This window comes from Microbacterium pygmaeum (genome assembly GCF_900100885.1).
GTDB lineage: Bacteria > Actinomycetota > Actinomycetes > Actinomycetales > Microbacteriaceae > Microbacterium > Microbacterium pygmaeum.
Genome location: NZ_LT629692.1, coordinates 2,607,570 through 2,628,273, shown reverse-complemented (window position 1 = coordinate 2,628,273; position 20,704 = coordinate 2,607,570). Strand labels below are relative to the sequence as shown.

Annotated in this window: 18 protein-coding genes; 8 read left to right on the top strand and 10 right to left on the bottom strand. The window is 68.7% G+C overall.

Annotation, left to right across the window (positions count from 1 at the left end; all coding sequences use genetic code 11):
- Positions 1-27: 27 nt before the first annotated feature.
- Together BLT19_RS12570 and zapE are read right to left on the bottom strand one after the other, a co-directional pair.
- A complete protein-coding gene (locus tag BLT19_RS12570; RefSeq protein WP_091490821.1) occupies positions 28-1,296 on the bottom strand; it encodes an ammonium transporter in 1,269 nt (422 codons plus the stop codon).
- Positions 1,297-1,467: 171 nt separating this feature from the next.
- Entirely contained in the window at positions 1,468-2,502 is a 1,035-nt protein-coding gene (zapE, locus tag BLT19_RS12565) for a cell division protein ZapE (protein ID WP_091490819.1), read from the bottom strand.
- A 123-nt stretch (positions 2,503-2,625) separates the two neighbouring features.
- Between zapE and BLT19_RS12560 the strand changes: the two genes are divergently transcribed.
- Positions 2,626-3,525 carry a sulfurtransferase gene (locus BLT19_RS12560; RefSeq protein ID WP_091490816.1) on the top strand — a complete coding sequence of 300 codons (900 nt, stop codon included), beginning with the start codon at positions 2,626-2,628 and terminating at the stop codon, positions 3,523-3,525.
- A gap of 34 nt (positions 3,526-3,559) precedes the next feature.
- Positions 3,560-3,994 carry a SufE family protein gene (locus BLT19_RS12555; RefSeq protein WP_091490813.1) on the top strand — a complete coding sequence of 145 codons (435 nt, stop codon included), beginning with the start codon at positions 3,560-3,562 and terminating at the stop codon, positions 3,992-3,994.
- On the opposite strand, the gene BLT19_RS12550 is transcribed toward BLT19_RS12555, so the two are convergent.
- Entirely contained in the window at positions 3,995-5,215 is a 1,221-nt protein-coding gene (locus tag BLT19_RS12550; protein WP_091490811.1) for an alpha/beta hydrolase family protein, read from the bottom strand.
- 25 nt (positions 5,216-5,240) lie between these two features.
- Between BLT19_RS12550 and BLT19_RS12545 the strand changes: the two genes are divergently transcribed.
- The 4 genes from BLT19_RS12545 to BLT19_RS12530 all read left to right on the top strand — a co-directional run bounded on the left by BLT19_RS12545 (position 5,241) and on the right by BLT19_RS12530 (position 10,488).
- Positions 5,241-5,831, top strand: coding sequence for a DUF3000 domain-containing protein (locus BLT19_RS12545; RefSeq protein WP_091490809.1), 591 nt, complete (start codon positions 5,241-5,243; stop codon positions 5,829-5,831).
- Positions 5,824-7,062: a ribonuclease D gene (locus tag BLT19_RS12540; RefSeq protein ID WP_407939792.1), complete on the top strand. Its 1,239-nt coding sequence runs from the start codon at positions 5,824-5,826 to the stop codon at positions 7,060-7,062. Before BLT19_RS12545 ends, BLT19_RS12540 begins: the two co-directional genes overlap by 8 nt.
- 72 nt (positions 7,063-7,134) lie before the next feature.
- Positions 7,135-8,337: a thiolase family protein gene (locus BLT19_RS12535; RefSeq protein ID WP_091490807.1), complete on the top strand. Its 1,203-nt coding sequence runs from the start codon at positions 7,135-7,137 to the stop codon at positions 8,335-8,337.
- A 9-nt stretch (positions 8,338-8,346) separates the two neighbouring features.
- Positions 8,347-10,488, top strand: coding sequence for a 3-hydroxyacyl-CoA dehydrogenase NAD-binding domain-containing protein (locus tag BLT19_RS12530; RefSeq protein ID WP_091490805.1), 2,142 nt, complete (start codon positions 8,347-8,349; stop codon positions 10,486-10,488).
- A 109-nt stretch (positions 10,489-10,597) separates the two neighbouring features.
- Here the strand turns inward: BLT19_RS12530 and dxs are convergent, their stop codons facing one another.
- The 5 genes from dxs to dut all read right to left on the bottom strand — a co-directional run bounded on the left by dxs (position 10,598) and on the right by dut (position 17,465).
- Positions 10,598-12,550: a 1-deoxy-D-xylulose-5-phosphate synthase gene (gene dxs, locus BLT19_RS12525; RefSeq protein WP_091490802.1), complete on the bottom strand. Its 1,953-nt coding sequence runs from the start codon at positions 12,548-12,550 to the stop codon at positions 10,598-10,600.
- 97 nt (positions 12,551-12,647) lie between these two features.
- Complete coding sequence (gene acnA, locus BLT19_RS12520; protein WP_091490800.1) at positions 12,648-15,476, bottom strand: aconitate hydratase AcnA; 2,829 nt, start codon at positions 15,474-15,476, stop codon at positions 12,648-12,650.
- A gap of 137 nt (positions 15,477-15,613) precedes the next feature.
- Positions 15,614-16,402 carry a DUF3159 domain-containing protein gene (locus tag BLT19_RS12515; protein ID WP_091490798.1) on the bottom strand — a complete coding sequence of 263 codons (789 nt, stop codon included), beginning with the start codon at positions 16,400-16,402 and terminating at the stop codon, positions 15,614-15,616.
- The gene (locus BLT19_RS12510; protein WP_091490796.1) at positions 16,399-17,016 is read right to left on the bottom strand and encodes a DUF3710 domain-containing protein; all 618 of its coding nucleotides are present in this window, start codon (positions 17,014-17,016) and stop codon (positions 16,399-16,401) included. The genes BLT19_RS12515 and BLT19_RS12510 overlap by 4 nt, the downstream gene beginning before the upstream one ends.
- Positions 17,013-17,465, bottom strand: a complete 453-nt coding sequence (dut, locus tag BLT19_RS12505; RefSeq protein ID WP_172825629.1) for a dUTP diphosphatase — start codon at positions 17,463-17,465, stop codon at positions 17,013-17,015. Before dut ends, BLT19_RS12510 begins: the two co-directional genes overlap by 4 nt.
- A gap of 26 nt (positions 17,466-17,491) precedes the next feature.
- Between dut and BLT19_RS12500 the strand changes: the two genes are divergently transcribed.
- Positions 17,492-18,010: a DUF3093 domain-containing protein gene (locus tag BLT19_RS12500; protein WP_091490792.1), complete on the top strand. Its 519-nt coding sequence runs from the start codon at positions 17,492-17,494 to the stop codon at positions 18,008-18,010.
- Here BLT19_RS12500 and BLT19_RS12495 read toward each other — a convergent pair.
- Entirely contained in the window at positions 17,965-18,258 is a 294-nt protein-coding gene (locus BLT19_RS12495; protein ID WP_091490790.1) for a DUF4193 domain-containing protein, read from the bottom strand. The genes BLT19_RS12500 and BLT19_RS12495 overlap by 46 nt on opposite strands.
- A gap of 213 nt (positions 18,259-18,471) precedes the next feature.
- On the opposite strand from BLT19_RS12495, the gene sepH reads away from it, so the two are divergent.
- Positions 18,472-19,500 (top strand): septation protein SepH, encoded by a 1,029-nt coding sequence (gene sepH, locus BLT19_RS12490; protein ID WP_091490788.1) that lies wholly within the window; start codon positions 18,472-18,474, stop codon positions 19,498-19,500.
- Between the two features lie 3 nt (positions 19,501-19,503).
- Here the strand turns inward: sepH and BLT19_RS12485 are convergent, their stop codons facing one another.
- Positions 19,504-20,628, bottom strand: a complete 1,125-nt coding sequence (locus BLT19_RS12485; RefSeq protein ID WP_091490785.1) for an alkaline phosphatase family protein — start codon at positions 20,626-20,628, stop codon at positions 19,504-19,506.
- Positions 20,629-20,704: the final 76 nt, after the last annotated feature.

The following is a 20,704-nucleotide window of genomic DNA, read 5'->3' as shown; positions in this document are numbered from 1 at the left end:
GCCCCTTCCGAGGACCGATTGCTGAGATCAGGCCTTGACGTCGGCGAGGACGTAGCCCTCTTCGCCGTGCACGACGGTGTCGATGCCGGCGATCTCGTCTTCGTTCTTCACGCGGAAGCCGATCGTCTTCTCGATCGCGAAGCCGATGACGTAGGCCAGCACGAAGGAGTAGACCAGGACCGAGACGGCGGCGATCGCCTGGACGAGCAGCTGCGTGCCGTCGCCCGAGAAGAACAGGCCGGTGCCGTTGGCCAGGAACCCGAGGTACAGGGTTCCGATCAGACCGCCGACGAGGTGGATGCCCACGACGTCCAGCGAGTCGTCGAAGCCGAGCTTGAACTTCAGCTCGATCGCCAGGGCGCAGACCGCGCCGGCGATGATGCCGAGCACGATGGCCCAGAACGGGGTCAGCGAACCACAGGCCGGGGTGATCGCGACAAGACCCGCGACGGCACCGGACGCGGCGCCGACCGAGGTGGGCTTGCCGTCCTTGATCTTCTCGACGACCAGCCAGGCGAGCAGCGCCGCGGCGGGAGCGGCGATCGTGTTGACGAAGGCGATGGCCGCGGTGTTGTCGGCCGCGAGCTCCGACCCGGCGTTGAAGCCGAACCAGCCGAACCACAGCAGACCGGCACCGAGGAGCACGAACGGCGGGTTGTGAGGGACGTGGACGCCCTTCTGGAAGCCCACGCGACGGCCGAGCACCAGAGCCAGGGCGAGCGCTGCCGCACCGGCGTTGATGTGCACGGCCGTGCCACCGGCGAAGTCGATCGCACCCACGCCGAAGAACTCCTGCATGCCGTAGGTGATCCAGCCGCCGTAGGCGAAGCTGCCGTCCTCGGCCAGGCCGAAGTTGAAGACCCAGCTGGCGACCGGGAAGTAGACGATCGTCGCCCAGATGCCGGCGAAGATCATCCACGAGCCGAACTTGGCGCGGTCGGCGATGGCGCCGGACACGAGTGCGACCGTGATGATCGCGAAGGTGGCCTGGAAGGCGACGAAGGCCAGCGGCGGGTAGGCCGCGCCCTCGGGCGTCTCGAGCAGGCTCTGGAGCCCCAGTGCCGACCAGTCGATCGCCCATGGGAAGACGACGCCATCAGACGAGGGGAAAGCGATCGCGTAGCCGTAGAGAACCCACAGCACGCCGATGAGACCCATGGCGCCGAAGCTGAGCATCATCATGCTGATGACGCTCTTGGCCTTCACGAGTCCGCCGTAGAAGAACGCGAGTCCGGGGGTCATCAGCAGCACGAGCGCCGCGGCTATCAGGATGAATGCGGTGTTGCCTTGATCCATCTCGGGAGAAACCTCTCTGCAGGGACGCAGGTGTAGCGTCGGGTGGTCCCAGTGTCGCCACAGTGGGTTTCCACCGGCCTGCATCCTGCGTTTCGCGGATGTTACGGACCGCGCCGGCAGGTAAACATCAGGTTTCGCGCAGACCTGATTCAGCCGCGAGTCGGATGTCGATCAGTCGAGAGTCGACGCGACCAGCCGCGAGATCGCCCTCAGATACTTCTTGCGATATCCGCCGGCGAGCATCTCCTCGGGGAAGACCAGGTCCAGGGTGGCGCCCGTCGCTCGGATCGGCAGCTGCGCGTCGTACACCCGGTCGATGAAGGCGACGAACCGCAGTGCGGCGGACTGATCGGTCAACGGGGCGACGTCGCGGAGCCCGACGAGCGAGAGGCCTTCGATCAGCCGGATGTATCGCGACGGGTGCACGCTCGCGAGGTGGGTGACGAGGGTACTGAAGTCGTCGTCCGAGACGAGACCCGTGGTCGCGGCATCCGTCACCGTCCGCTCGTACTCGGCGGGCGCCAGCACTGCCGCGTGACCGTCCAGCGCACGATGCCGGTAGTCGGTGCCGTCGATGCGCAGGGTCTGGAAGCTCGCGGACATCGCGTGGATCTCGCGGAGGAAGTCCTGGGCCGCGAAACGGCCCTCGCCGAGGGCATTCGGAGGCGTGTTGGAGGTCGCCGCCAACCGGGTGCCGGATGCCACCAGCTCCCCCAACAGCCTGGTCATCACCATGGTGTCGCCCGGATCGTCGAGCTCGAACTCGTCGATGCACAGCAGATCCGCGCCACGGAACAGTGCGACGGTGTTCTGGTAGCCGAGGGCGCCCACGAGGGCGGTGTACTCGATGAACGAGCCGAAGTACTTCCGCCGGGCCGGGAGCGCGTGGTAGACGGAGGCGAGCAGGTGGGTCTTGCCGACGCCGAAGCCGCCGTCGAGGTACACGCCCGGCTTCATCTCCGGGGCCTTCTTCGCTCGCCGGAACAGCCCGCCGCGTGCTGCCGGCGCACCGACGCCGCAGAACGCCATGAGCGTGTCCTTCGCCTCCTGCTGCGACGGGTACGCGGCATCCGCCCGATACGACTCGAACGTCGCGTCGGCGAACTGCGGGGGCGGAACGAGCGAGGCGACAATGTCCGCACCGGAGATCTGCGGGGTGCGCTCGCTCAGGTGGACGATTCCCGTGCGGGTCGCAGTCGATGTCATGCGTTCGATCCTGTGTCGGCGTCTTACGGAATGGATGCGCGTCCCCACGCGGGAATCTAGGGTCGGGGAGACGGGTTCAACCCTACGCCCGTCCACAGTCCGCCCCGACCCGAGGAGCATCCGGTGCCCGTCGACAACGACACGTCATCTTCCAAGTTCGCCGACTACGCCCAGCCCGGTCGACTCGTCACCGGCGAATGGCTGCAGACGCACCTCGGTTCCCCCGGCCTGGTCGTCGTCGAATCAGACGAGGACGTGCTGCTGTACGAGACCGGCCACATCCCGGGTGCCGTGAAAGTCGACTGGCACACCGAGCTGAACGACCCCGTGGTCCGCGACTACGTCGACGGTGCGGGCTTCGCCGCACTGCTGAGTGCCAAAGGCATCTCGCGCGATGACACGGTCATCATCTACGGCGACAAGAACAACTGGTGGGCCGCCTACGCGCTATGGGTGTTCTCGCTGTTCGGCCACGAGGACGTGCGTCTGCTCGATGGCGGCCGGGACAAGTGGATCGCCGAGGGGCGTCCCCTGACGACGGATGCCTCGAACCGCCCCGCTTCGGCCTACCCGGTGATCGAGCGCGACGACAGCACGCTGCGCGCGTACAAGGAGGACGTCCTCGCACATCTGGGCAAGCCGCTGATCGATGTCCGCTCCCCCGAGGAGTACAACGGCTCGCGCACCACCGCGCCCGCGTATCCCGAAGAGGGCGCGCTGCGCGCAGGGCACATTCCCACCGCGTCGAACGTGCCCTGGGCCAAGGCCGTTGCGGAGGACGGCGGATTCAAGCCGCGCGCCGAGCTCGAAGCCATCTACCGCGACGAGGTGGGACTGAAGGACGGCGACGACATCGTCGCGTACTGCCGGATCGGCGAACGCTCCAGCCACACCTGGTTCGTCCTGCAGCACCTGCTGGGCTTCTCGAACGTGCGCAACTATGACGGCTCGTGGACAGAGTGGGGCAGCGCGGTGCGCGTCCCGATCGTGACCGGTGCCGAGCCAGGAGACGTGCCCGCCTGATCCGGGGACATCGTGGCGTGGGAGGATTGCAGTGATGACCGACGACACCCTTCCCGCGACGCTGGCCGAGATCCGCGACGAGTTCCTCGAGCTGTCGGAGCCCGAGCGACTCCAGCTGCTGCTGGAGTTCTCCAACGAACTGCCGGCCATTCCGGCGGCGTACGACGGGCATCCCGAACTGTGCGAACGTGTGGTGGAGTGCCAGTCGCCGGTCTACATCGTCGTCGACGTGGATGCCGAGGGCATCGTCGCGATGCACGCGACCGCGCCGAAGGAAGCGCCCACGACCCGTGGGTTCGCCAGCATCCTGGTGCAGGGCCTGAGCGGCCTGACCGCCGACGAGGTCTTGGCGATCCCGGACGACTACCCGCAGAGCATCGGCCTCACCCGCGCCGTGTCCCCGCTGCGGATCGCGGGCATGACGGGCATGCTCGGCCGAGCCAAGCGGCAGGTGCGCGCGAAGCGCTGATCAGTCGGCGTCAGCCGCCTCTGGCGAGGGCAGCACATTCTGCAGCACCCACTGTCGGATGCTCTGGCTCCAGCGCTCCTGGTCGTAGTTCCAGAGCTTCGTGTGACGTGCGACGTCGAACACCTGCAGCTCGACGAGGTCGGGGCGCGCCACGACCAGATCGTGCGACGCGTCGGACGGCACGAATCCGTCGTCGTCGCTGTGCAGGATGAGGATAGGATGCCGCAGCTCCGCCGCCCTGGCGACGACGTCGAGCCTGTCGAAGGGGATCGCCGCTCCCGCTCCGGTGACCGGGGTGGCCCATTCGGACTGCAGCGCGCCGATCGCAAGCCCGGTGACGGGCGCAGGCAGGTGCAGCAGCTTGGCCTGATAGGCCAGCACGATGCGCCAATCCACGACCGGCGACTCCAGCACCAGCCCCACGATCGCATCACGGTGCGCCGAGGTGAGCTCCAGTTGCAGCGCGATCGCCCCGCCCATCGACCAGCCCATCAGGATCACGCGCCCGGCTCCGCGGCGCCGCGCGAATCCGACCGCGGCGTCGACGTCGCGCCATTCGGTGGCGCCCAGCGCGTACGTGCCGCTTCTGCTGCGCGGTGCCTCGCCGTCGTTGCGGTACGACACCACCAGGCTCGTGATGCCGAGCCCGTGGAAGACCGGGACCGCCCGCAGCGTCTCGGCCCGGGTCGTACCTCGGCCGTGGACCTGGATGACCCACACGTCGCTCCCCTCGGCTGGGAACAGCCACGCCGGGCAAGGCCCGACACTGGAGCCGATCAGTTCCGAGGTGAACGGAAGATGCAGCTGCTCGGGACGATCGAAGTACCACCCGCTGAAGGCCGCCTCGGGGGCCAGCCGCGCGTTGCCGTCGACCTCGGTGAGCAGCTTGCGCTTCACACTCGTGGCGTCCTCGGCCAGGACCGAGCCGAGCTTGAGGTAGCTCTCCGAGCCGCTGGTGAACAGGCCGTATCGGCCGGGGAGGCGGGTGTCGGGAGTGCTCTCGAGCGTGATGGTCTGCGCCGCGGTGTCCAACGAGAGGATGCGCGTATCGGCGACCCGGGCCGCGGGCGTGACCACGCGCCGAGCCATCCGGACCGACACGAATGCCATCGCCGAGGTCGCCAGCGTCAGGCCCGTGCCGAGCATGACGAGCGCGGTTCGGATACCGGTGACCAGAGCGGGAGATGCGCTGCCCATCGCGGCGCGCCTGGAGAGGACCATCGAGGCCCCACTCTAGTCTTTCCGCGTGGCTGACCTTCGTCCCCCGACTTCGCCGCCGTCGTTCGACCGCGCAGCGGCGGACATCCGAGCGGCCGGGTTCCGAGCCGACCTCTCGGTGCGGGAGATCCCCGCGCCGGCGGGTCTCGCTCCGGAATCGATCGCGCTCGCGGGTGACGTGCGACCCGAGTTCGAGGGCGTCGACTCCCCGTTCGGCACCGGACGGTTCATTCTCCTGCACGACGCCGACGAACCGGACTCCTGGGGCGGAGCCTGGCGGATCGTCTGCTTCGCCCAAGCCCCGCTGGAGCCGGACATCGGCGTGGACCCGCTCCTGGCCGACGTGGCCTGGTCGTGGCTGGTCGATGCCCTCGATTCCCGCCGTGCCGGCTACCACGCGGCATCCGGCACTGCCACCAAGACCCTCTCCAAAGGATTCGGATCGCTCGCCGCCGAGGGCGACGGCGCCCAGATCGAACTGCGCGCCTCCTGGTCTCCGGCAGGCGCGATCGGTGCGCATGTGCAAGCCTGGGCTGAGTTGGTGTGCATGCTCGCCGGGCTGCCACCCGGCTCAGAGGAGATAGCGGTGTTCGGTTCACGCAGGTCAGCACGTGGTTGAGTCCACTTCTCCCGAGTCTTCTCCCGCCCCGCTCCAGGAGTATCTGGTCATCACGGATGCCGCCGGGCTCGCCCACGCCGTCGACCTGCTCGTCGCCGGCACCGGACCGATCGCCGTCGACGTCGAGCGCGCGTCGGGCTTCCGATACTCGCAGCGCGCGTACCTGATTCAGATCTCCCGTCGCGAGTCCGGCGTGTTCCTGTTCGACCCGCCCGCCGTCGGCGACTTCGCGTCCCTGCAGGAGGCGATCGGCGGCGAGGAGTGGGTGCTCCACGCCGCCAGCCAGGACCTTCCGTCGCTGCGTGAACTCGGGCTCGAGCCGACGAGCATGTTCGACACCGAGCTGGCGGCGCGCCTGCTCGGGCACGAGCGCGTGGGGCTGGGCGCCGTCGTCGAGGACACGCTGGGCGTCACCCTCGCCAAGGCGCATTCGGCATCGGACTGGTCGACCCGTCCGCTGCCGCAGTCCTGGCTCGAGTACGCCGCGCTGGATGTCGAATACCTCGTCGAAGTCCGCGACGTGCTCGCCGCCGAACTCATCGCGCAGGGCAAGACCGAGTTCGCGGACGAGGAGTTCCGCGCCGTCCTGGAGCGTCAGCCCAAGCCGGCGCGCGAGGAGCCGTGGCGGCGCCTCAGCGGCCTGCACACCGTCCGCGGCCGGAAGTCGCTGGCGATCGCCCGCGCGCTGTGGACGGCGCGCGAGGACTTCGCACGCGCCGAGGACGTCTCGCCGGGGCGGCTCGTTCCCGATCGTGCCCTGGTCGCTGCGGTGCTGGCCGATCCCAAGAGCAAGCAGGAGCTCGCCGCTGTCAAGGAGTTCAACGGGCGGGCCAGCAGGAGCCAGCTTGATCGCTGGTGGGCCGCGTTCGAGGCCGGACGCGCGGCGACCGAGCTCCCCCTGGAACGTGCGCCCGGCGGCGACTCGATCCCGCCGGCCCGCGCGTGGCCGGACCGCAACCCGGAGGCCGATGCACGGCTCAAGGCCGCGCGACCGCTGGTGGAGGCGCGCGCGCAGGAGCTGACGATGCCGACGGAGAACCTCCTCACTCCCGAGCTGCTTCGCCGGGTCGCCTGGACGCCTCCGCAGCCGGCCACGGCCGAGACGATCGGCTCGGCGCTGGCGGAACTCGGAGCGCGCGACTGGCAGATTGCGCAAACTGCACAGCTGATCGCCAATGCCTTTGTGCATTCCGTGCAAAGCGAGGACGACGCGCCCGACACTGCTTCGTAGGTTCGACCTAAGCGATTCTCGGGCCTCCGAGCCCGCTCCTAGGCTGGGCTCATACCCAACCTTGGAGGCAGAGTGGCCGAGCATTCGGACGTCTTCTTCGTCGATGGCATGCGCACCCCGTTCGGGCGCGCCGGCGAAAAAGGCCAGTACTGGAACACCCGATCCGATGACCTCGCGGTCAAGGCGACGATCGGTCTCATGGAGCGGAACCCGAAGGTGCCCGCCGACCGGATCGATGACTACGCACTTGCGGCGACATCGCAGACCGGCGATCAGGGGCTGACCCTCGGGCGCTCCGTCGCCCTCCTGTCCGGGCTGCCGCAGACCGTCCCGGGCTTCGCGATCGACCGCATGTGCGCGGGGGCGATGACCAGCGTCACCACCATGGCGAGCGCCATCGGCATCGGCATGTACGACCTCGCGCTCGCCGGCGGGGTGGAGCACATGGGCCGCCACCCGCTGGACGGCAGCAACGTCGACCCGAACCCCCGGTTCGTCTCGGAGAAGCTCGTCAGCGCAGACGCCCTGAACATGGGGCTGACGGCGGAGCGCATCCACGACCGCTTCCCCGAGCTGACGAAGGAGCGCGCCGACCGCTACGGCATGCTCAGCCAGCACAAGGCGCAGGCGGCGTACGACGCCGGGCGCTTCCAGCCCGACCTGGTGCCGGTCGCCATCAAGGGCGCCGACGGCGACTGGGGCCTGGCGACCGAAGACGAGGGCCGCCGGCCTGAGACCACCATGGAGGGTCTGGCGACGCTCAAGACGCCGTTCCGTCCGCACGGGCGCGTGACGGCCGGCACCTCCTCGCCGCTAACGGACGGCGCGACGGTCAGCCTGCTGGCCGGCTCGGGCGCGGTCAAGGAGTTCGGACTCGCGCCGAAGATGAAGCTCGTCTCGTTCGCCTTCGCCGGCGTGCAGCCCGAGATCATGGGGATCGGCCCGATCCCTTCGACGGAGAAGGCGCTCCGCAAGGCCGGTCTCACGATCGCCGACATCGGGCTGTTCGAGCTCAACGAGGCCTTCGCAATCCAGGTCATCTCGCTGCTGGATCACTTCGGCATCGCCGATGACGACCCACGCGTCAACCAGTGGGGCGGCGCGATCGCGCTCGGACACCCGCTGGCGGCATCCGGTGTGCGCCTGATGATCCAGCTCGCCGCGCAGTTCGCCGAGCGCCCTGACGTCCGCTACGGTCTGACCGCCATGTGCGTCGGCCTCGGCCAGGGCGGCTCGGTCATCTGGGAGAACCCGCACTACAACGGAAAGAAGTAGGACTCCTCGATGACGAACTACGAACAGGTCGACTTCTCCCCCATCCTCGCCGAGACCTTCGGCGAGGTGGTCACGCACTCCCCAGTGCGTGATGTCCGCCTCGCATCCGGGAAAGTGCTCGCACTGGTCACGCTCGACAACGGTCGCGATCACACCCGCCCGAACACGCTCGGACCGGCGACCCTCCAGGAGCTGAACACCACGCTCGACACGTTGAAGGCCCGCGCAGCCGCCGGCGAGATCCAGGCCGTCGGCATCACGGGAAAGCAGTACATCCTCGCCGCCGGCGCCGACCTCAGCGACATCAGCAAAGTCGGTTCGAAGCAGAACGCGAAGCTGGTGGCCCAGTTCGGCCACCACGTTCTGGGCAAGCTGGGCGAGCTGGGCGTGCCGTCGTTCACATTCGTCAACGGGCTGGCGCTCGGCGGCGGCCTCGAGATCGCGCTGAACTCGACGTACCGGACGGTCGATGCCTCGGCGGCCGCGATCGCCCTGCCGGAGGTGTTCCTCGGCCTGATCCCCGGGTGGGGCGGCGCGTACCTGCTGCCGAACCTCATCGGCATCGAGAACGCGCTCGAGGTCGTCATCTCGAATCCGCTGAAGCAGAACCGGATGCTCAGGCCCCAGCAGGCGTTCGACTACGGCATCGTCGACGCGATCTTCCCGGCCTCGACGTTTCTGGAGAACTCTCTGGCGTGGGCGGACGCGGTCCTGGGCGGCAGGAAGGTCGACCGGAAGAACGAGCCGGGCAAGATCGAGCGACTCACGAAGTGGCCCATCGCCGTCAAGATGGCCCGCGGCATGCTCGAAAGCCGCATCGGCACCGTCCCGAAGTCGCCGTACGCGGCGCTGGACCTGCTCGACAAGGCGAAGGGCGGCACGAAGGCCGAGGGCTTCGCGCGTGAGGACGAGGCGCTGGCCGACCTCGTCACGGGCGACCAGTTCGCAGCATCCATGTACGCCTTCGATCTCGTCCAGAAGCGCGCGAAGCGCCCCGTCGGCGCCCCCGACAAGTCGCTCGCCCGCAAGGTGACGAAGGTCGGGATCATCGGCGCGGGCCTCATGGCGAGCCAGTTCGCGCTGCTGTTCGTGCGCAAGCTGCAGGTGCCCGTCCTGATCACCGATCTCGACCAGGCGCGCGTGGACAAGGGCGTGGCGCACATCCACGAGGAGATCGGCAAGCTGGAGGCCAAGGGCCGCCTGGATGGGGACGCGGCCAACCGCCTGCGTGCGCTCATCCATGGCACCACCGACAAGAGCGCGTACGCCGACTGCGACTTCGTCATCGAGGCCGTCTTCGAAGAGGTTGGCGTCAAGCAGCAGGTGTTCGGCGAGATCGAGAAGTTCATCGCGGAGGATGCCATCCTCGCCACGAACACGTCCTCGCTGTCGGTCGAGGAGATCGGCGCGAAGCTCGCGCACCCCGAGCGCCTCGTGGGCTTCCACTTCTTCAACCCGGTGGCGGTCATGCCGCTGATCGAGATCGTGAAGACGCCTTCGACGACGGACGCCGCGCTCTCGACCGCCTTCGTGGTCGCCCGCGGTCTCGGCAAGAACGCGGTGCTCACCGCGGACGCGCCCGGATTCGTCGTCAACCGGCTGCTGGCGAAGGTGATGGGTGAAGCTGCGCGCGCAGTGTACGAGGGCACTCCGCTGCTCACCGTCGAAAAGGCGTTCGCTCCGCTCGGGCTGCCCATGTCGCCGTTCCAGCTGATCGATCTGGTCGGATGGAAGGTCGCCGCACACGTGCAGGACACGATGGCAACGGCGTTCCCGGACCGCTTCTACGCGTCCGAGAACTTCCACCAGCTGGCCGAACTCGACCAGGTCGTCGAGAAGGACAAGGGGGGCCGGGTCACCGGCTGGACCAAGTCCGCCGAGAAGGTGCTCAAGGGCGCCGTCGGCACGGACGCCGCCACGGAGGCGGAGATCCTCCGCCGTGTGCAGGACGGACTCGCCCATGAGATCCAGCTCATGCTGGACCAGGGCGTCGTCCCCGAGGTGGAGGACATCGACCTGTGCCTCATCCTCGGCGCAGGATGGCCGTTCATCGACGGCGGCGCCTCGCCGTACCTCGATCGCGAGGGAGCCTCGGAGCGCGTGTTCGGCGGCACGTTCCACGATCCGCTGATCCGGGGCATCGCCGGCTGACGCGATTCGACCCGCGTGACCGCAACAGGTGATCCCGCCGATGCAGGACGATTTCGCAGGAAATCTCCTGTGCCGGCGGGATCACCTGTTCTCGTAGACCCGGGAGCGTCTAGGAGCGCCGCTCGTCGGCCCATTCGGTGATCGACGGCAGCTCACTGCTCGCGGCGCCGCGCGCCACAGGGATTCGCGTGCCCAGCACCTGCGAGACGATGTCCTGCGCGATCTTGGCGGGCGTCAGTCCGGCGTCTTCGAGGATCTGCTCGCGCGTCGCATGGTCGATGAACGCGTCCGGCAGGCCCAGCTCGTCCACGGCGGTGTCCACGCCCGCCTCGCGCAGCACCTGGCGCACGCGCGTGCCGATCCCCCCGACGCGGATGCCGTCCTCGATCGTGATGACGAGGCGGTGGGATGCCGCGAGCTCGACGATCGACGGCTGCACAGGCACCACCCAGCGAGGGTCAACGACGGTCGCCCCGATCCCCTGTGCGCGCAGTCGATCGGCCACGTCGACCGCGATGTGCGCCATCGGCCCGATCCCGAGGATCAGCACGTCCGAGGCGCCGGAGCGCACCAGCACGTCCACGCCGTCGCGCAGGCGCTCGATCGCCGGGAGATCCGGCGAGACCGCGCCTTTCGGGAATCGCAGCACGGTCGGCGCATCATCGACGGCGACCGCTTCGCGCAGCTCCTCCCGAAGACGCTCCCCGTCTCGCGGAACCGCGATCCGGATGTTCGGGACGAGCTGGAGCATGGCCAGATCCCAGATGCCATGATGACTCGGCCCATCGGGGCCGGTGACGCCTGCCCGATCGAGCACGAAGGTGACGCCGGCGCGGTGCAGGGCGACATCCATCATGACCTGATCGAAGGCCCGGTTCATGAACGTCGCGTAGATCGCCACCACCGGGTGCAGGCCGCCGAAGGCGAGGCCCGCCGCCGAGGCCACGGCGTGCTGCTCGGCGATGCCGACGTCGTAGACGCGGTCCGGGAAGCGCTGCGCGAACGGCAGGAGGCCGGTCGGGCGCAGCATGGCGGCGGTGATGCCGATGATGTCCTCGCGCGCCTCGCCGATCGCCAGCAGTTCGGCCGCGAAGGCGTCGGTCCACGCCAGAGAGGTCGAACTGGAGACCGGGTGACCCGAGATCGGATCGATGCGGCCGACCGCATGGAACTGGTCGGCTTCGTCATCCAGGGCGGGCTGATAACCGCGGCCCTTCTCCGTGATCGCGTGCACGATCACGGGTGCGCCGAAGCCCTTGGCCAGTTCCAGCGTCTCGATCAGCACCGGCAGGTCGTGGCCGTCCACCGGACCGAGGTATTTGATGTCGAGGTTGGAATACAGCGCCGCGTTGTTGGTGAAGCGGGAGAGGAACCCGTGCGTGCCCCCGCGCACGCCGCGGTACAGCGCGCGGGCGGCGGGTCCGAGCCTGCGGAAGAGGGTGTCGGAGCCCTCGTGGAGGTTGCGGTACGCGTCGGCGGTGCGCACCCGGTTCAGGTAGCGGGCCATGCCGCCGATCGTGGGCGCGTACGAGCGTCCGTTGTCGTTGACGATGATGACCAGGTTGCGGTCGTTGTCGTCGGAGATGTTGTTCAGCGCCTCCCACGTCATACCGCCGGTGAGTGATCCGTCGCCCACCACGGCGACGACGTGACGATCCTTGCGGCCCGTGCGGGTGAGCGCGCGCGAGACGCCGTCCGCCCAGCTCAGCGAACTGGACGCATGGGAGGACTCCACCACGTCGTGCGGGCTCTCGGAGCGCTGCGGATAGCCGGCGAGCCCGCCTCGGGAACGCAGTCCCGAGAAGTCCTGGCGGCCGGTGAGCAGCTTGTGGACGTAGGACTGATGGCCGGTGTCGAAGATCATCGGGTCGTTCGGCGAGTCGAACACCCGGTGCATGGCCAGCGTCAGCTCCACCACTCCCAGATTGGGTCCGAGGTGGCCGCCGGTGCGCGAGACGTTCTCGATGAGGAATGCACGGATCTCATCGGCCAGTTCGACCAGTTGCTCCTGGGACAGGGCGTCGAGATCGCGCGGTCCTGAAATGGACGACAGCAACGACATTCCGCCTCCTTCTCGGGCCCGGACGAGCGGATCCAGTCTACCCGTGGGTGGTACGACGGAGGGGTCGGGCACGGGCCCGACCCCTCGGGCGATGCGCTCAGACGAGGGAACGCAGCACGTACTGCAGAATGCCGCCGTTGCGGTAGTAGTCCGCCTCACCCGGCGTGTCGATGCGCACGATCGCGTCGAACTCCACCGTCTGCTTGCCCTCGGCGGAGAACTCGCTCGGCTCGGCGGTGACCCGGACCGTCTTGGGCGTCACGCCCTCATTGAGCGCCTCGAGGCCGCTGATCGAGACGATCTCGGTGCCGTCCAGTCCGAGCGAACCCCAGCTCTCGCCCGTGGGGAACTGCAGCGGGACGACGCCCATGCCGATCAGGTTGGAGCGGTGGATCCGCTCGAAGCTCTCGGTGATGACCGCCTTCACGCCGAGCAGGCTGGTGCCCTTGGCCGCCCAGTCGCGCGATGACCCGGAGCCGTACTCCTTGCCGCCGAAGATGACGAGGGGCACGCCCTGCTCCTGGTAGTTCATGGATGCGTCGTAGATGAAGGACTGCGGGCCGCCCTCCTGCGTGAAGTCGCGGGTCAAACCGCCCTCGACCTCGGCGCCGTCGTTGACGGAGCGGACCAGCTGGTTCTTCAGCCGGATGTTCGCGAACGTGCCGCGGATCATGACCTCGTGGTTGCCGCGGCGTGAGCCGTAGGAGTTGAAGTCCTTGCGGTCGACGCCGTGGTCGGCGAGATACTGGCCGGCGGGGCTGTCCGCCTTGATGTTGCCGGCCGGGCTGATGTGATCGGTGGTGACCGAGTCCAGCAGCGTCGCCATCACGCGGGCCCCGACGATGTCGGTCACCGGAGTGAGCTCCATCGTCATGCCGTCGAAGTACGGGGGCTTGCGCACGTAGGTGGAGTCCTCGTCCCACTCGAACACATCGCCGGTCGGCGTCGGGAGCGTCTTCCAACGCTCGTCACCCTCGAAGACGCTCGCATACTGGTGCGTGAACATCTCCTTGTTGATCGACGAGTCGATCGTGGACTGCACCTCCGCAGCATCCGGCCAGATGTCCCGGAGGAAGACGTCGTTCCCCTCGCGGTCCTTTCCGAGGGCGTCCGTCTCGAAATCGAAGTTCATCGAGCCGGCGAGCGAGTAGGCGATCACCAGCGGCGGGCTGGCCAGGTAGTTCATCTTCACGTCGGGGTTGATGCGCCCCTCGAAGTTGCGGTTTCCCGAGAGCACCGCGGTCACGGCCAGATCGTTCTCGTTGATCGCAGCCGAGACCTCCTCGATGAGGGGGCCGGAGTTTCCGATGCAGGTCGTGCAGCCGTAGCCGACCGTGTAGAAGCCGAGGTCCTCCAGGTCCTGGGTGAGACCGGCCTTCTCGTAGTAGTCGGTGACCACCTTCGAGCCGGGCGCGAGGGTGGTCTTGACCCACGGCTTGGCCTTCAGACCCTTCTTGACCGCGTTCCGGGCGAGCAGGCCGGCGGCCAGCATGACCGAGGGGTTGGAGGTGTTCGTGCACGACGTGATCGCCGCGATCGTGACGGCCCCGTGGTCCAGGGTGAACGCCGCGCCGTCCGCGAGGGTCACGGGAGTCGGCTTGGACACGCGCTGCGGCGGGTGGGAGTGGTGGACGTGGAAGTGCTCGCTCGAGTCGGACTCCGGTGTGTTCGCCGGCGGATCGGATGCCGGGAAGGACTCGGCGATCTCGAGGTCGACCAGGTCGTGCTCGACATCGGCGTAGTTCATCAGGTCGGCCTCGAACTGCTCCTTCGAGCGGGACAGTTCGATGCGGTCCTGCGGGCGCTTGGGACCGGCGATCGAGGGGACGACCGTGGAGAGGTCGAGCTCCATGTACTCGCTGAAGACCGGCTCGACGGATGCGTCGTGCCACAGCTTCTGCTCCTTCGCGTACGCCTCGACCAGGGCGAGCTGCTGCTCGTCACGGCCGGTGAGGCGCAGGTAGTCGACCGTGACGCTGTCGATCGGGAACATGGCCGCGGTGGAGCCGAACTCCGGGCTCATGTTGCCGATCGTGGCACGGTTCGCGAGCGGGACGGACGCGACGCCCTCTCCGTAGAACTCGACGAACTTGCCCACCACGCCGTGCTTGCGCAGCATGTCGGTGATCGTCAGCACGACATCGGTCGCGGTGACGCCGGTCGGGATCGCACCGGAGAGCTTGAAGCCGACGACCTTCGGGATCAGCATCGAGACCGGCTGGCCGAGCATCGCGGCCTCGGCCTCGATGCCGCCCACACCCCAGCCCAGGACGCCCAGGCCGTTGACCATCGTGGTGTGCGAGTCGGTGCCGACGCAGGTGTCGGGGTAGGCGCGAAGCACTCCGCCGACGGAGCGGTCGTAGATGACCTTCGCGAGGTGCTCGATGTTGACCTGGTGGACGATGCCGGTTCCCGGCGGGACGACCTTGAAGTCATCGAACGCCGTCTGGCCCCAACGCAGGAACTGGTACCGCTCGCCGTTGCGCTCGTACTCGATCTCGACGTTGCGCTCGAGGGCGTTCTCGGTGCCGAACAGGTCGGCGATCACGGAGTGGTCGATGACCATCTCGGCGGGCGAGAGGGGGTTGATCTTCTTCGCGTCGCCGCCGAGGGCTGCGACCGCCTCGCGCATCGTGGCGAGGTCGACGATGCACGGCACTCCGGTGAAGTCCTGCATCACGACGCGTGCGGGGGTGAACTGGATTTCGGTGTCCGGCTCGGCCGCGGCATCCCACGATCCGAGCGCCTCGATCTGCGCCTTCGTGACGTTCGCACCGTCTTCGGTGCGAAGCAGGTTCTCGAGCAGGACCTTGAGGCTGAACGGCAGCTTCTCGTATCCGGGCACCGTGTCGATGCGGAAGATCTCGTAGTCGGTGCTGCCGACCGTCAGGGTGCTCTTGGCACCGAAGCTGTCAACCGTGGACACGCGTGTCTCCTTCGTCGGCGGCGGAGCGGGCTGCACGCCCGTCACTCCCCATCTTCCCCGTCACCGGCCGCAGTGGCTAGTGAGGTCAGCCTTACCGTTTCGGCGGCCGAATTTATCTTGATGTCAAGATAAATGTATCACTCCGACGGCGGCTCGGCGGCCTTCGTCTGCGGCGGGTACAGCGCGCGGACGGCGAGCCAGGTGACGGCGACCAGCGGCGCGAACAGCGGCAGGCCCATCACGAGTTTGAGCGTTCCGAGTGCGGTGACGTCGCCTGCGAAGTACAGCGGCAGCTGCACGATCAGGCGGGCGGCGAACAACGCCGCCCAGGCGATCGCGAGCCAGAAGAAGACGCGCCGCTTGCGCCTGTCGCGCCGCCACGCCGTGCCCTCCCCCATCAGGAATCCGACGGTCAGGCCGATCAGCGACCAGCCGATCAGTGCGGAGACGAGGAAGGCCGAGCCGTAGGCGATGTTGGTGATGAAGCCGGGGATGAAGTTGTTGCTGGCGTCTCCGGTGAACGCGGCGAACGCGGCAGCCACGGCCGCGGCGATCAGACCGCCGAGGGCGGCATTGACCGGCTGGCGCGCGATCAGCCTCGCGATGGTGAAGATCGCAGCGATCCCGAGTGAGAGGCCCAGCGACAGCCAGAGATCGCCATCGCCGGTCGCCGGGTCGATCGTGACCGTATAGACGACGATGAAGATCAGCCCGGGCAGGACCGACTCCAGGATGCCTCGCCAGCCGCCCATCGCGTGCCAGACGACGTGACCGGTCGACTGCCCCGACGACGGGTCGAGGCCCGCGCGCTTGGCCGCACTGCCGAGGGCCGCTCCGACGAGTTCCGATGCCGACGGCGGGGTGAGCTCCGGTCTCGGCGAGTCGTTCTGCGGCGGGTCGGGCTCGGCGGGCGCGGGCCCGGTCACGCGGTGCCCGGGGTCGCGGGCATCTTCAGCGGAATGAGGTCGCGCGGGGGCATCGGGGTGCCGCCGCGGACGACGACGATCGAGCGGAACAGATCCTCGACCTGTGCCGCGGCCTCGACGTCTCCTGTGGCCGCGCCGCCGATCACGCCGCGCAGGAACCAGCGCGGCCCGTCGACGCCGACGAAGCGGGCGAGTCGCTTGCCCGCAGCGCCGTCCGCGCCGGCGATGACCGGGACCTCGGCGAGCAGCTCCGGCCCCAGCGGCCCCTCGCGCTCTTCGACACGGCCGCCCTGCTGGCGGATCTGCGCGCGGATCTGGTCGCGGGTCTCCGCCCACAGGCCTGTCGTGCGCGGAGCGGCGAACGGCTGCACCTGCAGCGTCGAGTCCGCGTAGTCCAGGCCGACCGCCACGATGCGCTTGGTCTGCTCCTCCACCTCGAGGCGCAGATTCAGCCCCTCGCGCGGCAGGATCTTGATGCCGCCCAGGTCGATGTAGGGGCGCACCGGGTTGGCTTCGGTCTCATCGAAGGGGCCGGTCGTGGCCCGATCGCCGACCGCGGAGCCGCCGTCTGCGGCCGCACTGCTCGACGCGTCCGCGCCCGTGGTGTCGGTCATGCCTGAACTCCGTCCTTCTGGTACCCCGTAGAGCCGAATCCGCCTTCACCGCGGACGCTGTCCGGCAGCTCGTCCACCGGGATGAAGTTCGCCCGCGGCACGGGCAGCACGATGAGTTGCGCGATCCGGTCGCCGATGCCGATCTCGTAGGCGTGGTCGCGGTCGGTGTTCAGCAGTGTCACCTTGATCTCGCCCCGATACCCGGCATCGACGGTGCCCGGCGCGTTGACGACGGTGATGCCGTGCTTGGTCGCCAGCCCGCTGCGGGGAACCACGAATCCGAGGTGCCCGTCGGGCAGCGCGATGCGCACTCCCGTTCCGACGAGCGCCCGCTGGCCCGGCTCGAGCCGGATCGCCTCGGCCGAGACGAGGTCGGCGCCCGCATCACCCGGGTGCGCGTACACCGGGACATCGGGCGCGATAATGAGGACGTCCACGGTTTCAGCCACGCAACGAGGGTAATGCAGAACACGTGATGAAGAGCATCGAGCGCAGCCGCCCCGGTACCGACGCGGTCTTGTACCGCGAACGCCTCGCGCCCTCGCTGTGGGTGATCGTCGGCGCGGCCGTCGTGGCGCCGATGGCCGCGCTCGTGTTCGCGCCCCTGGACACCACGCTCGCCCTGCTGGTGGGCATCGTGGTGGGGATCGCCTTCGTCGGACTGCTGATCGCCGCGTCGCCGCTCGTGCAGATCCGCGACGGGATGTTCATCGCCGGCCGCGCCCACATCCCGGTCCAGCTGCTGGGAGAGGCGGAGCCGCTCGTCGGCGACGAAGCGCGCCACGCGCGCGGGGCAGGTCTGCACCCGCGGTCGTGGCACCTCATCCGAGGCGGGATCGACGGCGCCGTGATCGTGCCGGTGCTGGATCCGGAGGATCCGACGCCCACGTGGGTCATCTCGACCCGGACGCCGGATCGGCTGAGCGCGGCTCTGCGCCGCGCCAGGACTCAGGCCGCGCACTCCTTGCAGATCGGCCCCGCCGCGTCCTCGTGATCCAGCTGCGAGCGGTGCTTCACCAGGAAGCAGCTGACGCAGGTGAATTCGTCCTCCTGAGCGGGCAGTACGACGACGTCCAGCTCCAGGTCGGAAAGGTCCGCACCCGGCAGCTCGAACCCCGAGGGGTTGTCCGCGTCCTCCACGTCGACCGAGCCGGACAGCTTGTCGGGAACGCGTTCCTTCAGCGCCTCGATCGACTCGCTGTCGTCTTCGGTCTTGCGGGGGGCGTCGTAATCCGTGGCCATGCGTAAACGTCTCAACTTCCGGGGAATCACACTGATGTGTCGGCCCTGTCGGGCGGCGATAGTTTGCACGACCCCGCCTCTTTTCGCAAATGCGTCGTCGGCTGTCGGTGCGTGCGTTCCGCTGAAACTCGCGGCACGCCCTGGATATTCCCGCGCATGGCCGGACGCTGTGTAACCATGGGCGCACACCGCAGGATCGGAGGGGCGTTTCGCATGGAACAGCTCAAAGTCATCGGGACCGAAGACGACGTGCTCGTTCTGGCGACCGAATCGGGTGAGCGCTTCTCGCTCGCCGTCAACGACGTGCTGCGTATCGAGCTCCGCAAGGCTCGGCGGGAGCGCGACGGGGATGCCGATGCGGCACGCCCGTCACCGCGCGAGATCCAATCGCACATCCGCGCCGGGCTGTCCGCGCAGGAGGTCGCCGAACTGCTCGGCGCCCGCGTCGAGGACGTCGCGCGGTTCGAGGGTCCGGTGCTGGCCGAGCGGGAGCACATCGTCGGCCAGGCCCTGGCGGTACCGGTGCTCCTCGGAGCCGAACTCGACCACGATGTGCACCCGACCTTCGGTGGTGCCGTCCGCGCGAAGCTCGCCGAGGCGGGCGCATCGGGCGAGCGGTGGACGAGCTGGAAGGAAGCCACGGGCTGGGTCATCAAGCTCGAGTTCGCGTCGAAAGACGTCGACCACGACGCCCGCTGGGGCTTCGATCCGCGACGCAGCACCTTGTCGCCGCTGAACGCCGACGCCATTCAGCTCTCACGCCAGGGATCCCTCCCGGAGGGTCTGATCCCCCGCCTGCGCGCCCTCGACGTCGCACCGGCCAAGGACGACACCCGCTTCGACAGCGGCGCGTTCGGACCTCGTCGCCTGCCGGAGGCGGACCTCGACGCTCCTGAACTGCACGAACCGGTGGCGCCGGCCGTGCAGCAGGCGGCGATCAAGCGCGCGGACCCGGCGACGGTGACCTCGTCTGAGACGGCCGACCTGCTCGAGGCGCTGCGGCGCCGTCGCGGTCAGCGTGAGCCGCTGCCCGGCGCCGATGAGGTCGCAGCATCGCGGTCCCACGCGCCGGTCGCCCTGTTCGACGCGCTCGAACCCGGCTATGACGAGACCGCGCCCGCGGAGGACAGCAGGCAGGAGGCCGAGCAGTCGGCGGTCGCGGAGGCCGCCGGTCGCCGGAAGGGCCGGACCTCGATGCCGTCGTGGGACGAGATCGTGTTCGGAGCCCGCACCGAGGATTGAACCTCAGGCGAACGCGCCGAGGCGGATGAGTGGCACGATGCGCTCCTGATCCGTCAGCGATCCGTGCTGGCCGACCATCCGCTGGGCGCCCTTGTCCTCGAGCCGATCGTCGTAGTACGCGATGCCGCTGCGTGCCGCCACCACGACATCGCCGATCCGCTCGCGCACCTCCGGATCGACCGGACCGAACAGGTCGGCCGCGATCGCCTCGTCGCGAGCGAGCACCCATGCGCGCCCGGACTCCGATTCGCGCCAGCGCTCCAGCGTTCTGTGCGCCTGCCCCGGTTCGCTGTAGAGGTGCAGCATGCGAGGTTCGCCGCCGAGGAGTCGCACACCCTCGAGGAGGTCGCCGCCGCCGCGCAGCAGCACATGCCGGTGCCGGGGGATGTCGATCATCCCGTGATCGGCCGTGACGACGGCGCCGGTACCAGGCGCCAGACGATCCGAGAGCGTGCGCGCGGCAGCATCCACCCGTTCCAGGGCTGCCACCCATTCGTCCGACTCCCATCCGCGCTTGTGGCCGATCGCGTCGAGGTCGGGCGTGTACACGTAGATGAACGAACCCGGATGCCGCGCCGCGACGTCCGCCGCGATCTCCACGCGCTCGGAGATGTCCGCGGCCGCGATGAATTCGGCGCCGCGCATCGTCGCATCGGTGAACCCGGTGCCGGCGTATTCGGCCTTGGAGACGACGAAGGACCGTCGACCCTCGGCGGCCAGGCGCTGCGTCCAGGGCTGCGCGCGCTGCCACCCGGCCGGCAGCTCGCCGGCATCCCACCCGCGGAGCTGATTGACGACGTCATCAGTGCCGGGAACGCGCGCGCGATAGCCGACGATGCCGCTGCGGCCGGGCGCTTCGCCGGTCAGTAGAGCGGTGAGGGCCGAGGCAGTCGTGGAGGGGAACACCGTCCGCACCACGTCGCGCTTGGACCCCGCAGCCGACAGGAACCGCGCATGACCCGCGCGGGCGCGGAGGTTCATCGCGCCGAGGCTGTCGACCACCAGGACGATCGCACTGGATGCCGGGGCGAACCAGTCCGAGGTGCCGTCCAGGGCCGCGATCATCTGCGCCGCGACACCGGTGAGGCTCCGGGCCTGCGGCGGGTCCGCGGGTAGGCTGAGGGTCATCGGGGCAGTCTCGCATATCGGCGGACGCCCCTCGCCGATCGCCAGTCGCCGTTCCCGAGGCCAGAGACCAGACCGT